Source organism: Aeromonas sp. 130281 (assembly GCF_056642115.1).
Map to the genome: position 1 here is coordinate 160,219 of NZ_JBWVQS010000001.1, position 15,056 is coordinate 175,274.

A 15,056-nucleotide genomic window follows, 5' to 3' on the forward strand; every position below is an offset into this window, starting at 1 on the left:
CTCCCATTGTTGTCTTAGTGTTCATCAACCCGGTGCGTGCTAGCCCAGCAGTTGCCTCAGCTCGTCCATGGTATCGACCACGGCAAGAGGATCGTGCCGGAGCAAGCGTTCTCTGTCATGTACGCCCCAGGTCACGCCGATGCGGGGCATCTGCAGGGCCTCGGCCATCGCCATGTCATGGATGGAGTCCCCTATCATCACCGCCTGCGCCGGCTCACAGCCCAGTTCCGCCAGGATCTGAACCAGCATCAGGGGATCGGGTTTGGAGTTGGCTTCATCCGCACCGCGACTGGCGGCAAAGAGAGGACGCAAACCCGTTTCGTCCAGCACCCTGTCGAGCCCCCTGCGGGACTTGCCCGTGGCAACCGCGAGGCCAATGCCCTGTGCCTGCCAGCCATGAAGCAGCTCGCGAGCACCGGCAAACAGCGGACTGGGTGTCTTGTCATGCAGATAGTGGTGACGATACCGGGCGATCAGGGCATGGGCCCGCTCACTCCCCTCTGCCAGATTGAACAGGCGGGGAATGCCGACCTCCAGGCTGAGCCCGATGATCTGATGGATTGACGGCGCCTCGGGCACTCCCTCGCCGCAGTCGCGGGCAGCAGCTTGCACGCAGGCGACGATCCGCCCCACCGAATCCATCAGGGTACCGTCCCAATCGAAAATGGCGAGTCGGATGTGCTGCATCAGCGTGCCAGCTTGTTCAGGAAGGCATCGAGCTCGGGGGCGAGCGGCGCTTCCACCTGCATCTCGCGATCATCCGCCGGATGGGTGAAGCTCAGCTTCCAGGCGTGCAAGAAGAGGCGCTTGAGCCCCAAGGTCCGCATCTTCTCATCGAAGGCCGCCTCACCGTATTTGTCATCACAGGCGATGGGGTGACCGGCGTGCTGGGTATGAACCCGGATCTGGTGGGTGCGACCGGTGATCGGGCTGCATTCCACCAGGGTGGCCTCGGCAAATTGACGGGCAATCCGGAAACGGGTCTCGGAAGGCTTGCCGTCACTGCTGACCCGCACCACCCGCTCGCCGGATTGCAGATCGTTCTTGCGCAGCGGCGCATTGACCACCTTGACGTGGGACTGCCACTGACCGCGCACCAGCGCCAGGTATTGCTTGCGCATGGTCTTGACCCGCAGCTGCTCGTGCAGGCTGCGCAGGGCACTGCGCTTCTTGGCGACCAGCAGCACGCCGGAGGTGTCGCGGTCGAGCCGGTGCACCAGCTCCAGGAAGCGGGCTTCCGGGCGCAGGGCACGCAGCCCCTCGATGACGCCAAAGCTCAAGCCACTGCCGCCGTGCACCGCCATGCCGGATGGCTTGTTCAGCACTATCATGGCCTCGTCTTCAAACAGGATCTGGCTCTCCAGACGCTGGATGCTGCCGAGGTTGGCAGAGGGCAATTCGTTCTTCTCAGCCACGCGCACGGGGGGGACCCGCACCTCGTCGCCGACGCAGAGCTTGTATTCCGGTTTGATGCGTTTCTTGTTGACGCGCACCTCTCCTTTGCGAAGGATGCGATAGATCAGGCTCTTGGGGACGCCCTTTAACTGAGTCTTGAGAAAATTGTCGATGCGCTGCCCTTCATGCTCAGCTTCGATGGTGAGCAGCTGCACTTGTTGATGTATCTGTGTCATGGCGCGGATTTTAACACCGCCGGCAGCCCTTGGCTGCATGCTTTGTTAAAAAATGGCGTCTTGCTATAAAAGTGGTTTAAATGGGATAATAAACAAGGTTTTGTCATTGTGTTCAAGCCTTGTACTAAGTGGCCAAAAAGTATGCCACCCAATCCCGAAACACCGTGTATACAAGAACATGACGGTTCCCGGGTGCGAGGTACAACGCATGGAGAACGCAAACAGAACCGATTTAATTGTCTCCACACCGGTATCCTTAATTCGTGCCTTCTCGAGAAGGCTGAACCAGAGTGCCCTTAGTTTGCGCCTCATGCATGTCCCAACCGGGAGGTTGCCCAAGCATGCTGAAGACCCGAGGCCGGCACCGGCAGGATCCTGTGGAGGAATCAAAATGACAAAATAATGAGAACTCAATGAAAAGAATGCTAATCAACGCGACTCAGGAAGAGGAGTTGCGCGTAGCGCTGGTTGACGGACAACAGCTCTACGATTTGGATATTGAAAGTCCGGGACACGAGCAGAAAAAAGCGAACATTTACAAGGGTAAGATCACCCGCGTAGAACCCAGTCTTGAAGCTGCTTTTGTTGACTATGGCGCCGAGCGCCACGGTTTCCTGCCGTTAAAGGAAATCGCCCGCAATTACTTCCCCTCCGGTTACTCCTATCAGGGTCGTCCCAACATCAAAGAAGTGGTCCGCGAAGGCCAGGAAGTGATCGTCCAGATTGACAAGGAAGAGCGTGGCACCAAGGGTGCAGCCCTCACCACCTTCATCAGTCTGGCCGGCAGTTACCTGGTGCTGATGCCGAACAACCCCCGTGCTGGCGGCATTTCCCGTCGTATCGAGGGTGACGAGCGGACCGAGTTGAAAGAAGCCCTGAGCGGACTGACCGTGCCGGACGGCATGGGCCTCATCGTGCGTACCGCCGGTGTGGGCAAATCCCCGGAAGAGCTGGAATGGGATCTGAACGTCCTGCTCAACCACTGGGACTCCATCCACAAGGCCTCACAGAATCGCTCCGCGCCCGTGCTCATCCACCAGGAGAGCAACGTCATCGTGCGCGCCATTCGTGACTATCTGCGTCGCGATGTGGGCGAGATCCTGATCGACAATCCGGTCATCTTCGAGCGTGCCAAGTCGCACATCGAGCTGGTTCGCCCCGATTTCCTCAATCGCGTGAAGCTGTACAAGGGTGATGTCGCCCTGTTCAACCACTTCCAGATCGAGAGCCAAATCGAGTCTGCCTTCCAGCGTGAAGTGCGTCTGCCCTCCGGCGGCAGCATCGTCATCGATCCGACCGAAGCGCTGACCTCCATCGATATCAACTCCTCCCGCGCCACCAAGGGCGGCGATATCGAAGAGACGGCGCTGCAGACCAACCTGGAAGCGGCCGACGAAATTGCCCGTCAATTGCGTCTGCGCGACCTGGGGGGCCTGATTGTCATCGACTTCATCGACATGACGCCGGTTCGCCATCAGCGCGAAGTGGAAAACCGTCTGCGTGAAGCTGTCCACCAGGACAGGGCACGCATCCAGTTGGGCCGGATCTCCCGTTTCGGTCTGCTGGAGATGTCTCGCCAGCGTCTGCGCCCCTCCCTCAACGAGTCCAGCAGCCACATCTGCCCCCGTTGCCAGGGTCAAGGGGTCATCCGTGACAACGAATCCCTCGCCCTGTCCATCCTGCGTCTCATCGAAGAAGAGGCCATGAAGGACAACACAGAGCAGGTTCATGCTCAAGTGCCGGTCGATGTTGCCGCCTATCTGCTCAACGAGAAGCGTGCCTCCATCGCCAGTCTGGAACAGCGCAATGATGTCCGTGTCTACATCATTCCGAACCAGCATCTGGAAACCCCGCACTACGAAGTGACCCGCATCCGTCAGAACGAGATCCCGGAAGCGGCCAGCTACGAGCTGAAAACCGAGATTGCCAAGCCGGTCTACCAGCCCAAGCAGGCTCAGGTCATCGAGCGCGAGCAACCGCTGCTGCAAGGCTTCGTCCAGGCGCCTCAACCGGCCGCCCCTGTTGCCGCCCCGGCCCCCGTCGCAGCACCGGCACCGGTCGCCGCCGAAGCGGGTCTGTTTGGCAAGCTGTTCAAGGCCATCTCCGGTCTGTTCGGCTCAGACGCAGCCCCGGCGGACGTGAAAGCTGCTGCCGAGAAACCGGCCGCACAACGGGAAGCGCGCAAGGATGAGGGTCACCGTCATCAACGTGACGAAACCCGCAGCCGTGGCCAGCGTGGCCGTCGCGATGACAACCGCGGCAACCGCAACCCGGCCGACGCTGGCGAGAAGCGTGAAGGCGCCGCCAACCGCGAGGGTGGCGAGAGCCGCAACCGTCGTCCGCGTAAAGAGCGCGAGCCTCGTCAGGAGCGTGAAGCCCGTGGTGAAGTGCGCAGCGAACAGCGCATGGAACGTGAGCCCCGCGAAGCTCGCAACGAGCCGCGTACGGATCGCGAACCCCGTGAGCCCCGTCAGGAACGTGAACCCCGCGCTCCGCGCCCGGCTCGCGAACCCCGTGCTCCGCGCGAGCCCCGTGCCGAGGTCGTGGTTGAAGCGGTAGAAACCGTCGAGACCGCCGCCGTCAGCGCCGAGCCGCGTCAGGAAAAAGAGCAGAAAGTGGCCGAGCGCCGCGAACGTCGCCAACTGCGCAAGCAGGTTCGGGTCGATGTCGCCGCCACCGACACTCCTGCCCTGCCGGTAGACGAGCAGGCTCCTGATCTGGTCGAGACTGCGGCCGTGGTCGGTGAGCAAGAGGAGCAGACCGAAGGTCAGCGCCGCTCTCGCCGCACTCCGCGCAGCCAGCGGATCGAAGGCCAGCGTCGCAAGCGCATCAATGAAGATGCCCGTGGCCAGCGTGATGATGAACCTCAGGCCGAAGTGCAACTGACGACAGCCGCCCAGGCGGATGCTGCTCAGCTGAAGGTGGAAGAGCCCGCCGTGCCTGTCATCACCATCCCGAGTGCCGAGGCCGTTGCCGCCGCGCTGCAAGCCTCTGCCGCCCTGACCGAGCACGTGGTCGCCGAAGCCGTGGCCGAAGAGGCCCATGAGCAGGCTCAAGCGGCTGTGGCCGCCGAGGTCGCCGCCCCTGTGGTTGCCGACGTGGTTGAGGCTCCCGTTGCAGTCGAAGCGGCTCCTGCCGCCATCGAGCCAGCCCCTGTTGCAATCGAAGCAGCGCCTGTCGCTGCCGAACCGGTGGCCGAAGTGGTTGCCGAGGAGACTCCGGTTGTGGTCGAGGCCAGCATCGCTGACCAGGCTGTGGTAGAAGCCGCCCCCGTTGTGGTGGAGCCTGCTCCTGCCCCGCAAGCCGAGGAAGTCGTTCCTGCTGCCGAGCCTGTTGCCCCTGTGGTTGCACAGCCCGAGCCTGTCGTCGCCCCGGCCACCAAACCGGTTGCCAAAGGCGCTGGCGTACTGGCTCGTGCCCGCAAGGCTTCTGCCCCCATGGCAACGCCGGCAGCCGTGCCTGCCCCGGCCCCCCGTGAGCCGGTTGAGCAGACTCCGCTGGAGCGTAGCGAAGTCGCGAGCTCAGGCCGCCACGGTGGCAGCACAGCCGCCGTCAATGTAGCAACCAGCCCGGCGGGTCGTCCCTGATCCCCTAGCCTGTCTGGTCTGATAAAAGAGCCACACCTTGTGTGGCTCTTTTTTTTTGCCACTAGGGTCGGCCCCTCAATTCTCTCCCCCCTCCTCAACTTCCTCCTTGCAGACACCACAAACGGCAGACCGAGGCAGAAGCCTCTGCCAGCCTTGCCCTCGCCTCTTGATCTTGGGGCAACCAAGCCCCCTGGGGCCATGCCAGGAAGCGTCGCCTTTGCCCCCATGCGGACCTCTTGCTTAGTGACAAGGGTCGTCAAAGCCCAGCCTGTCACGGGCCAAGCAAGGCATCCCACCACAAGCCAGGAACCATGGTCGCTCATACCGACGGCGAGCGTCATGAACCGCTGGATTCAAGGAATGAAAGACGAGAGCCGAAGCCCTGATGAGAGGTGAGACGATGGCTTAGCCCCTGACAGGCGAGATGGGCTGCGGTCTACCCTCCCTGCTGACAAGGGGGGGGGGTAAATGAGGAAGAGGAAAGTTGGCAGGGAACTACCAGTAGAACAGCACTCTTGTTTGATGGCATATAATGCTTGGTTTGCCGGTTGCCGAGCATGACGGCTAGCAGCGGCCGGATCCCAGCCATGAAAAAAGGGCCCGCAGGCCCTTTATCATTGATGCAGTGTGTTGGCTATCAGCCACCAAACAGGTTGTTGCTGATCAGGAACAGCCCGCCGGAGAGCAGCATGGTAAGCGGCAGGGTCAGCACCCAGGCCAGCAAGATGGTCTTGATGGTCTGGCTCTGCAGGCCCGACTTGTTCGCCACCATGGTCCCCGCTACCGCAGAAGAGAGGATATGGGTGGTGGATACCGGCATGCCGGTCAAGCTGGCCACCCCGATGGAGGCAGCAGCCGTGATCTGGGCGGCAATGCCCTGGCTGTAGGTCATGCCGGAAGAGCCTATCTTCTCGCCCACTGTGTAGACGATACGACGCCAGCCCACCATGGTGCCGCAACCCAGCGCCAGGGCGATGGAGACGATGACCCAGGTCGGCGCATATTCGGCCGTGGCGGTCAGGTCCTTGCGCCATTTGGCGAGATCGGTCAGCTCCTTGGCCGGCAGCGGCAGCTTGGAGACCTTGCGGGCAGTGTCGTCGATACAGAGCAGCAGACGGCGCACCTCGCGGCGATCGGTCAGACTCATCTCCTCGTAGGTACGCACCTGGCCCAGACGGTTGTCCAGGGTGGCCATGGCCTCGAGGGCCTCACCGGCCTCGCAGTGAGTCATCAACTCTTCCTGGGCATGGGCAGGCACGCTGAAGTTCACGACAGTGGAGACCTGCTCCTGGTTGCGCTGGTAGATCTCCATGATGCGCTGGTTGGCATCCTGGGTGCGGTCCAGATCGTAGGAGCGGCTGCTCATGTCCAGTGCGAAGTAGGCGGGCGCCATGCAGATCAGCACCAGCATCACCAGACCTATGCCCTTCTGGCCATCGTTGGAGCCGTGCACGAAGCTCACCCCCATGGCGGACGCCACCAGGGTCAGGCGGGCCCAGAACGGCGGATGCTTCTTGCCATCCACCAGCAGTCGCTCTTCCGGGGTTTTGTGGATCTTGCTGCCAAGCCAGACTCGCTTCATGGCGAACAGTAGCAAGGCGGCAATGATGAAGCCCACGGTGGGAGAGATGATGAGGGAGAGCATGATGTCGATCGCTTTGCCGACGTTGATGCCCTCTTTCAGAGGCTGATCACTGATCAGGGCATAGGCACCGCCTACCCCCAGAATGGAGCCGATCAAGGTGTGAGAGCTGGACGCCGGGATGCCGAAGTACCAGGTTCCCAGGTTCCAGACGATGGCCGAGAACAGCAGGGAGAACACCATGATCAGACCCTGGGTCGAATCCATCCCGAGCAGCAGATCGATGGGCAGCAGATGGACGATGGCATAGGCCACCCCCAATCCCCCCATCATGACCCCGGCAAAGTTGAACAGGCCGGAAGCCACTACCGCGGTGTGCGCGGGCATGGCCTTGGTATAGATAACCGTTGCTACCGCGTTGGCGGTATCGTGAAAGCCATTGATGAACTCATAGGCCAGCACAAAAAAAACGGCCAATACCAAACCGATTGACCACCACAAACCCAAACCACTAAACATTTCAAACATAAAAACGAACCTGTTTATGAGTTGCGGCGGATTATGCCAGAAGGCTCGGTGCGCCATACCCGTTGTTGAAATATTTCAGTAAGAAAAAAAAAGGGCATTCCGACAGAAAATGACTTAGGCCCAGCAGGGATCGGGCTTGTCGTGGATTAATTAAAGCCCGTTCAGACCTCATGGGTAGGTGTCAATCAACACCAGGCATCCCTCAGCGCATCGCCAAACTGGCGATTTTACACGCGTTTTGCCATCAGGTTCCCAAGTCGTTGGCCGCCGTAACCGCACGCCCCTCCCCTTTGCAGAAAAGGCAAAAGGGTGCCGAAGCACCCTCTATATAAGCAGCATGAAGGCGGACATCAGTCCTGGTTGATGCGGCTGGCCACCGCGCCTTGCTGGCTCTTGTACTTGGCGTTTTCCCGCTTGTTGTAGGGACGGGCCGCGGCGCCGGAGAGCATCTCGAAGTTCAGCGCCCCTATCTTCATCTTGGGGCGCAGCGCCAGCGGCAGCTTGCCGCCGTTGTAGAACTCCAGCACGATGCGACCGGACCAGCCCGGATCGATGCGGTGCGCGGTCACGTGGACCATGAGGCCAAGCCGTGCCAGGGAGGAGCGTCCGTCCAGCCAGCCGACGATGTCCGCAGGCAGGGTCACGGACTCGTAGGTCACCGCCAGCGCCAGCTGACCCGGGTGCAGATAGAAGGCTTCCCCGTCCGGAATGTGGATCTCCTCGCTCATCACCCGCTCGATGGCATCGGCCATCTCGGCACTGGTACCGCCGAGGTCGATATAAGGCGCGGTATGATCGCGAAACACCCGAAACTCGTTGCCGAGCAGCACATCGACGCTGACGCCACTGATCCGCTCAACACCGGGCCTCGGCTCAATGACGATCTTGCCTTCATCCAGATGGCGTTCGATATCGGTATCACAAAGACGCATTCGGCGACTCTCCTGACAAAAGTTTCATTTAAAAAAGCCGGGCATCACCCGGCTTGTTTCATATCAACCAATCAACATGTGGCGGATACGCGCCTTGAGCATGTCGATGGCAATGCGGTTCTTGCCGCCACGGGGCACGATCACGTCCGCATACTGCTTGGACGGGTCGATGAACTGCATGAACATGGGGCGGACCGTCTTCTGATACTGCTTGAGGACGGAGTCCATGGTACGGCCGCGCTCTTGCACGTCACGCACCAGACGGCGCAGCAGGCAGATGTCGAGCGGGGTATCCATGAAGATGGAGGCATCCATCAGCTCACGCAGACGACTGTCGGTCAGCAGCAATATGCCTTCCAGGATGATGACCCGGCGCGGTGCGAAGGTGGTGACTTCGCTCATGCGCGTGTGCTCGGTATAGGAGTACTGGGGAATATTGACGGCATCCCCTTGCACCAGCTGGGTCAGATGCTGCACCAGCAGATCGTGATCCAGGGCATTGGGGTGGTCATAGTTGGTCTTGACCCGCTCTTCCATGGTCAGGTGGGTCTGATCACGGTAGTAGCAATCCTCGGTGATCACACCAATCTGACCTGCGCCCAGCTCGGCCACCAGCTCTTCGTAGATGGTTTGAGCGATAAGACTCTTGCCGGATGCGGATGCACCAGCAATACCGATGATCACACACGAATGTTGAGTATCAGACATTGAAAATACCTAAAGAGAAGAGCACTGGGGATTGTTTAAACCGATCCATTATATAAAAAAGGGTGGGCCATGCCCACCCTAAATCTGTTGCAACCGGCCGACAGCCGATTATTCGTCCAGCGCCACCGTGTAGAGCGGGGTCGCAATCGGTTTACCGCTGAAATAGAGCTCGGCCCCCACCCGACGAGCCAGTTTCAGATAGGCCTCAGCCAACCCGCCTTCCGGTGTTCCGAACACTGTGGGGCTGCCATCGTCCATGTCCTGGCGGATGTCGATGTGCAGCGGCAACTGGCCAAGCAGCGCCACTTGATACTGTTCTGCCATCTTCTGGCCGCCGCCGGTACCGAACAGCGCCTCGTGATGACCGCAGGCACTGCAGACGTGATAACTCATGTTCTCGACGATGCCGAGCACGGGTACATTGACCTTGTTGAACATGGCGATCCCCTTGCGGGCATCCGCCAGCGCCACATCCTGCGGTGTGGTGATGATCACCGCCGCCGTGGTGGGTACCTGCTGGGCCAGGGTGAGCTGGATGTCCCCCGTGCCCGGGGGCATGTCCACCACCAGGTAATCCACCTCGCCCCAGCGGGTCTCGTGGAGGATCTGCGCCAGCGCCTTGCTCGCCATGGGGCCGCGCCAGATGGTGGCATCCTGCTCCGCCACCAGGTAACCGATGCTGTTGGTCTTGAGACCGCAGGCCATGACGGGCTCCATCAACTTGCCATCCAGGCTGTGGGGGCGCTCCTTGAGGGTCCCCATCATGGTCGGAATGGAGGGGCCATAGATGTCCGCGTCCAGAATGGCGACCCGCGCCCCCTCCTTTTGCAGCGCCAGCGCCAGGTTGACGGCGGTGGTGGACTTGCCCACCCCCCCCTTGCCGGAGGCCACCACCAGGATGTTGCGAATGCCCTGTACCGCCGCCAGTTGCTGGGCGCGGGGCATGCTCGCCACTTCGATGTCGCACTGCCAGTCGACGATGGCGGCCCCCGTGGCGGCCCTGATCTGCGCATCGAATGCTTCTTTCATCTGTTCAAACAGGGTCTGGCCGGCAAAGGGCAGCACCAGCTTGATGGTCAGGCTCTGCCCATGCTGCTCGACGGCACGCACAAAACCGGCCGCCACCAGATCCTGGCCCCATCCAGCCGGCTTAAATTCGGCAAGGATCTGTTTTACTGAATCAATCACCATTAACTCCCCATTATGTTGTCGTTATCCTGAGGTGAACGGTTACCGCACACAAATCAGTGGCTTGCCGACGCCTTGCTGATCCCGTCAGCCAAGGCCCCGGGGGCCACAACCCTAGGCAGGCCGCCCCCAATTCGGGTAACATGCTCGGCACTGTATCATCCCAACAGGCACATCAAGAACGTATTATGGCAACTGATCCTCGTAGAATGCTGGTAACCTGCGCCCTCCCCTATGCCAACGGCTCCATCCATCTTGGCCACATGCTGGAACACATCCAGGCCGATATCTGGGTTCGTTATCAGCGAATGCGTGGCCATCAGGTGCATTTCGTCTGTGCCGATGACGCGCACGGCACCCCCATCATGCTCAAGGCGCAGCAGATGGGGATCACTCCCGAGGAGATGATCGCCGCCGTATCCCAGGAGCATCAAGGGGATTTTGCCGGCTTCAACATCAGCTTCGACAACTATCACTCGACCCACAGCGACGAGAACCGCGAGCTGGCCGGGCTTATCTATGGCCGCCTCAAGGAGTCCGGCAAGATCAAGATCCGCACCATCTCCCAGCTGTTCGATCCGGAAAAGTCCATGTTCCTGCCGGACCGCTTCGTCAAGGGTACCTGCCCCAAGTGCAAGTCCCCGGAGCAATACGGTGACAACTGCGACGCGTGCGGCGCCACCTACAGCCCGACCGAGCTTATCGAACCGAAATCCGCCGTCTCCGGTGCGACCCCTGTGATGAAGGACTCCGAGCACTACTTCTTCGATCTGCCCCAGTTCGAAGCCTGGCTCGCCGACTGGGTGCGCGGCTCAGGCGCCATCCAGGAAGAGATGGCCAACAAGATGCAGGAGTGGTTCGAATCCGGCCTGCAGCAGTGGGACATCACCCGCGACGCCCCCTACTTCGGCTTCGAGATCCCGGGCGCCCCGGGCAAGTACTTCTACGTCTGGCTGGATGCCCCCATCGGCTATATGGCGTCATTCAAGAACCTGTGCGACAAGCGCGGCGACATCGACTTCGACAGCTACTGGAAGGCGGACTCCGACGCCGAGCTCTATCACTTCATCGGCAAGGACATCGCCTATTTCCACTGCCTGTTCTGGCCGGCCATGCTGGAGGGGGCGGGTTTCCGCAAGCCGACCAAGGTCAACGTGCACGGCTATGTGACCGTCAACGGTGCCAAGATGTCCAAGTCCAAGGGCACCTTCATCAAGGCCTCCACCTACCTCAAGCACCTGGATCCGGAGTGCCTGCGTTACTACTACGCCGCCAAGCTCAACAGCCGCATCGACGATCTTGACTTGAACCTCGAAGACTTCGTCTCCCGGGTCAATGCCGACGTGGTCAACAAGCTGGTCAACTTGGCCTCCCGCAACGCCGGCTTTATCGCCAAGCGTTTTGACGGCAAGCTGGCCGATGTGTGCAGCGAGCCCGAGCTCTATAGCGAGTTCGCGAGCGCCAGCGCCTCCATCGCCGATGCCTACGAGGCCCGCGAGTTCAGCCGCGCCATCCGCGAGATCATGGCGCTGGCCGACAAGGCCAACCGCTACGTGGACGACAAGGCCCCCTGGGTCATCGCCAAGCAGGAAGGGGCGGACGCCCAGCTGCAGGACGTCTGCTCCGTCGGCATCAACCTGTTCCGGGTGCTGATGGCCTACCTCAAACCCGTCATGCCGCACCTGGCCGAGCGCGCCGAAGCCTTCCTGGGCGAGACCCTCAGCTGGGAAGGGGTGGCCAAGCCGCTGACCAACCACCAGCTGGCCCCGTTCAAGGCGCTGTTCTCCCGTATCGAGCCTGCCAAGGTGGAAGCCATGGTGGAAGCCTCCAAGGAAGATCTCGCCAAGGAGCAGGCGCCAAAAGCGACCGGTCCGCTGGCAGATGACCCCATCAGCGACACCATCAGCTACGAGGATTTTGCCAAGATTGACCTGCGCGTCGCGCTGATCAAGAAGGCCGAAGCGGTACCGGAAGCCGAGAAGCTGCTGAAACTTCAGCTCGACATCGGCGGTGAGACCCGTCAGGTGTTTGCCGGCATCAAGTCCGCCTACAACCCGGAAGATCTGGAAGGCAAGCTGACCGTGATGGTGGCCAACCTGGCCCCGCGCAAGATGCGTTTTGGCATGTCCGAGGGCATGGTGCTGGCCGCAGGCCCGGGTGGCAAGGATCTCTGGATCCTGGAGCCCCAGGAAGGCGCCCAGCCAGGCATGCGCGTCAAGTAAGCGCAGCCGACATCCCATTGAAAAGAGAGGCCCGGCGCCTCTCTTTTTTTATCCCCCTTTCTTCCCGCTAATCTTGGCGCAGCAACGCCATCCGCAGCCCAATCAGCTCTGCCTGCCGACAGTCCAGCTGGCGCAACTGGCAGCGTATCGCCTCCCGCAGGGCGCGCACTTGCTTGCTCCGACCCTTCTGGCGACGCAGCCGCCTGCGCCATTGCCGGGCATCCTGCAGCTGACCCAGCCTGTCCTGCCACTCGATCAGCATGGAGAGCCAGGCCGGATCGCCCTCCCCCTGTCCCACCAGCAGCTCCACCCCATAACGGGTCTGTTTCAGGACCAGCCGCAACCTGTGCCAGTGGCGCAGCCGCAGCCTGTTGCCGGCCGAGGGTATCTCCAGCCCGGGCTCGGCCAGACAATCCGCCAGACCGAGCGCGAGATGCATCTGAAAAAGCGGCAGGGGATTGAAGTCGGCAGGAACTTGCAGCAGCCGATCCAGCCAGCGCGCCAGTCGCACCGTCAGCATGGGCACCCGGGGAATGGCCTCAGGGAGGGGCTTGCCACCAAAGTGCGCCGCATAGACTTGGGCATCCCGCAGGGCGGAGAGTCTGCCCGCCGCGCGCATCAGTCGCCGCTCCAGCCCGGGCTCATGGATCAGGGGGCGCCAGAGGGCGAGCAGGGCCAGCAGGCGACGGGTCGCAATCCGGTAGGCATGGACCTCCTCCTGCCCCGCCCGCTGGCGCAGGGCCAGGGTGGCGGCCCAGTATTGATCCATGAGACGGCGTGCCTGCTCTAGCCCCTTGCCCTGATCCATCATCTGCCGGCCTCCTGCCTGCTCAGTTGGTATGAAAACCGGAGCCCGTGGGGGGCAATGCCCGGGTGCACTCCATCTTGGTCACAGTGGCCGTTCGGGGCCCGTGCTCCAACCAGCCCAGCATCATCTGCACCTTCTGCTCAGGGCCGGCGATGAGGATCTCCACAGAGCCATCCTCCAGGTTGTAGGCATGCCCCCTGAGCCCCAGCTGCAGTGCCCGCTCCCGGGTGAAGTAACGAAACCCCACCCCCTGTACCTGGCCCCACACTCGCACGACAAACGATTGCTCTCCCATTTATCACACCTTCCCCTTAAGAAATTTTCCCCCAAGGCGATAATGAGCACGACCACTCTCTCTCCCTTGCAGGACGCAATACCATTATGAAAGAAGTTAAATTCCGGTGGGTTGACCGTTATCTCATTCACCTCACGATCAGCGAAAAATTTCTCATCACCTTCTGGTGCCCCTTGTTGTTCATCGCCTTTCTCACCTGGTACCTGCTGGCCGACGGCCATGATCAGCAGATGCAGATCCGGCTGGATCAACTCAAGCAACGGGTCGAGACCACGGCCCAGCTGATCACCCAGCAGCCCACCCTCACCCTGCCGGCCGAGCTCACCCTGGCGCCCTCCGGCAGTGCCGGTCTGACCCAGCAGGGCGATCGATTTCAATATAGTGCCCAGGCCGGTCAGGCCGGTTTTGTCAGCGGCACCCTGGATGCCGGCAACTTTTCCATGTGGGATGGACAGGGGACGACCCTCACCATCATAGCCGTGCTGGCCGCCCTGCTCGCCCTCATCACCCACTATCTGATGACCTTCGTCTCCGGGGCCCTCTACTCCACCAACAAGGCGCTGCAGACGGTGGCGAACGGGGATCTCACCTTCCGCCTCAACTTCTTCCCGGTGCGGGACGAGTTCTCCATCCTGGCGGGCAGCATAGACCGCTTCACCGATCGCCAGCACAAGATAGTGCAACTGGTGGAGGAGTCCGCCGAGGCGCTCACCCTGGCCGCCGACGAGTTCCGCGAGCACGCCAGCGACGGAGAGACCCTGGCCCGCGCCCAGCGCCAGCACATGGACTCCCTGGCCGCCGCCATGGAGCAGATGTCGGCGGCAATTCGCGAAGTGGCCCGCAATGCCAACGACACCCTGCTACAAACTCGTCAGTCGAGCGAAGAGGCGGCCAACGGCGCCCAGCGGGTGGCTCGCACCATAGCTGCCATCCGTACCCTGGCTGACGAGATAGGCAACGCCTCAGGCGCCGTCGAGCGGCTGACCCACAATGCCAACCGCATCAACGAGGTGGTCAACGTCATCAATGCCATCTCCCAGCAGACCAACCTGCTGGCGCTCAACGCCGCCATCGAGGCCGCCCGGGCCGGCGAACAGGGCCGCGGCTTTGCCGTGGTGGCAGACGAAGTGCGTACCCTCGCCAGCCGTACCCAGCAGGCCACGGTGGAGATCCAGCAGATGATTGAAGAGCTGCAGGCTGGCACAGGGGCGCTCAACGACATCATGGAGAAGACGGTCGGACGCGCCGCCAGCAGCCAGCAGCTCATCACAGAAGTGGGGCAGGACATCGACAAGCTGAGCAGCCACAGCGACGCCGTGCTGGAGATGAGCACCCAGATCGCCACCTCCAGCGAAGAGCAGAGCTCGGTAGCAGAAGAGATCACCCGCAACCTGGATCAGGTGCGCCACGAGGCCAGCCGGGTGGAAGAGTCCGCCAGCGCCTCGGTCGCCGGCACCACTGGACTCAAGGCCACCGCCACCGAACTCGGCCAGGCCATGACAGGCCTGCGGATCTGACGCCAGCCCAGTGTCACAGAAAGGCCATCTCGCAGATGGCCTTTTTTCATTCCCTTTC

The 15,056-nt window shown here is 61.5% G+C and carries 11 protein-coding genes; 3 read left to right on the plus strand and 8 right to left on the minus strand.

The window, feature by feature from the left end; translation table 11 throughout:
• Window positions 1-39: 39 nt before the first annotated feature.
• On the minus strand, window positions 40-687 hold the full coding sequence (locus tag AC1IN8_RS00765; RefSeq protein ID WP_479757714.1) for an HAD-IA family hydrolase: 648 nt from the start codon (window positions 685-687) through the stop codon (window positions 40-42).
• The gene (gene rluC, locus AC1IN8_RS00770) at window positions 687-1,631 is read right to left on the minus strand and encodes a 23S rRNA pseudouridine(955/2504/2580) synthase RluC (RefSeq protein ID WP_429107804.1); all 945 of its coding nucleotides are present in this window, start codon (window positions 1,629-1,631) and stop codon (window positions 687-689) included. The genes AC1IN8_RS00765 and rluC overlap by 1 nt, the downstream gene beginning before the upstream one ends.
• A gap of 413 nt (window positions 1,632-2,044) precedes the next feature.
• Here rluC and rne point away from each other — a divergent pair, with 413 nt between their 5' ends.
• Window positions 2,045-5,218, plus strand: a complete 3,174-nt coding sequence (gene rne, locus AC1IN8_RS00775; RefSeq protein ID WP_479757715.1) for a ribonuclease E — start codon at window positions 2,045-2,047, stop codon at window positions 5,216-5,218.
• A gap of 637 nt (window positions 5,219-5,855) precedes the next feature.
• Here rne and AC1IN8_RS00780 read toward each other — a convergent pair.
• The 4 genes from AC1IN8_RS00780 to apbC form a co-directional block, all read right to left on the minus strand.
• Window positions 5,856-7,328, minus strand: a complete 1,473-nt coding sequence (locus AC1IN8_RS00780; RefSeq protein WP_139434519.1) for an inorganic phosphate transporter — start codon at window positions 7,326-7,328, stop codon at window positions 5,856-5,858.
• 350 nt (window positions 7,329-7,678) lie between these two features.
• The gene (gene dcd, locus AC1IN8_RS00785) at window positions 7,679-8,260 is read right to left on the minus strand and encodes a dCTP deaminase (RefSeq protein ID WP_139434521.1); all 582 of its coding nucleotides are present in this window, start codon (window positions 8,258-8,260) and stop codon (window positions 7,679-7,681) included.
• 63 nt (window positions 8,261-8,323) lie between these two features.
• Window positions 8,324-8,968, minus strand: coding sequence for a uridine kinase (udk, locus tag AC1IN8_RS00790; protein ID WP_139434523.1), 645 nt, complete (start codon window positions 8,966-8,968; stop codon window positions 8,324-8,326).
• Between the two features lie 108 nt (window positions 8,969-9,076).
• Window positions 9,077-10,159, minus strand: a complete 1,083-nt coding sequence (gene apbC, locus AC1IN8_RS00795) for an iron-sulfur cluster carrier protein ApbC (RefSeq protein WP_479757716.1) — start codon at window positions 10,157-10,159, stop codon at window positions 9,077-9,079.
• Between the two features lie 185 nt (window positions 10,160-10,344).
• On the opposite strand from apbC, the gene metG reads away from it, so the two are divergent.
• Window positions 10,345-12,378: a methionine--tRNA ligase gene (metG, locus tag AC1IN8_RS00800; protein WP_479757717.1), complete on the plus strand. Its 2,034-nt coding sequence runs from the start codon at window positions 10,345-10,347 to the stop codon at window positions 12,376-12,378.
• Window positions 12,379-12,445: 67 nt separating this feature from the next.
• Here metG and AC1IN8_RS00805 read toward each other — a convergent pair whose 3' ends face one another.
• Together AC1IN8_RS00805 and AC1IN8_RS00810 are read right to left on the minus strand one after the other, a co-directional pair.
• Window positions 12,446-13,189, minus strand: coding sequence for a CHAD domain-containing protein (locus tag AC1IN8_RS00805; RefSeq protein WP_479757718.1), 744 nt, complete (start codon window positions 13,187-13,189; stop codon window positions 12,446-12,448).
• A 19-nt stretch (window positions 13,190-13,208) separates the two neighbouring features.
• A complete protein-coding gene (locus AC1IN8_RS00810; RefSeq protein ID WP_025326966.1) occupies window positions 13,209-13,481 on the minus strand; it encodes an acylphosphatase in 273 nt (90 codons plus the stop codon).
• A gap of 86 nt (window positions 13,482-13,567) precedes the next feature.
• Between AC1IN8_RS00810 and AC1IN8_RS00815 the strand changes: the two genes are divergently transcribed.
• On the plus strand, window positions 13,568-14,998 hold the full coding sequence (locus AC1IN8_RS00815; RefSeq protein ID WP_479757719.1) for a methyl-accepting chemotaxis protein: 1,431 nt from the start codon (window positions 13,568-13,570) through the stop codon (window positions 14,996-14,998).
• Window positions 14,999-15,056: the final 58 nt, after the last annotated feature.

Bases quoted from the DNA above. Each gene is read 5' to 3' on its own strand.
- AC1IN8_RS00815 (WP_479757719.1), top strand. From the start codon at position 13,568: ATGAAAGAAGTTAAATTCCGGTGGGTTGACCGTTATCTCATTCACCTC.
- rne (WP_479757715.1), top strand. From the start codon at position 2,045: ATGAAAAGAATGCTAATCAACGCGACTCAGGAAGAGGAGTTGCGCGTA.
- udk (WP_139434523.1), bottom strand. From the start codon at position 8,968: ATGTCTGATACTCAACATTCGTGTGTGATCATCGGTATTGCTGGTGCA.
- metG (WP_479757717.1), top strand. From the start codon at position 10,345: ATGGCAACTGATCCTCGTAGAATGCTGGTAACCTGCGCCCTCCCCTAT.
- AC1IN8_RS00805 (WP_479757718.1), bottom strand. From the start codon at position 13,189: ATGATGGATCAGGGCAAGGGGCTAGAGCAGGCACGCCGTCTCATGGAT.
- AC1IN8_RS00810 (WP_025326966.1), bottom strand. From the start codon at position 13,481: ATGGGAGAGCAATCGTTTGTCGTGCGAGTGTGGGGCCAGGTACAGGGG.
- AC1IN8_RS00780 (WP_139434519.1), bottom strand. From the start codon at position 7,328: ATGTTTGAAATGTTTAGTGGTTTGGGTTTGTGGTGGTCAATCGGTTTG.
- AC1IN8_RS00765 (WP_479757714.1), bottom strand. From the start codon at position 687: ATGCAGCACATCCGACTCGCCATTTTCGATTGGGACGGTACCCTGATG.
- rluC (WP_429107804.1), bottom strand. From the start codon at position 1,631: ATGACACAGATACATCAACAAGTGCAGCTGCTCACCATCGAAGCTGAG.
- apbC (WP_479757716.1), bottom strand. From the start codon at position 10,159: ATGGTGATTGATTCAGTAAAACAGATCCTTGCCGAATTTAAGCCGGCT.
- dcd (WP_139434521.1), bottom strand. From the start codon at position 8,260: ATGCGTCTTTGTGATACCGATATCGAACGCCATCTGGATGAAGGCAAG.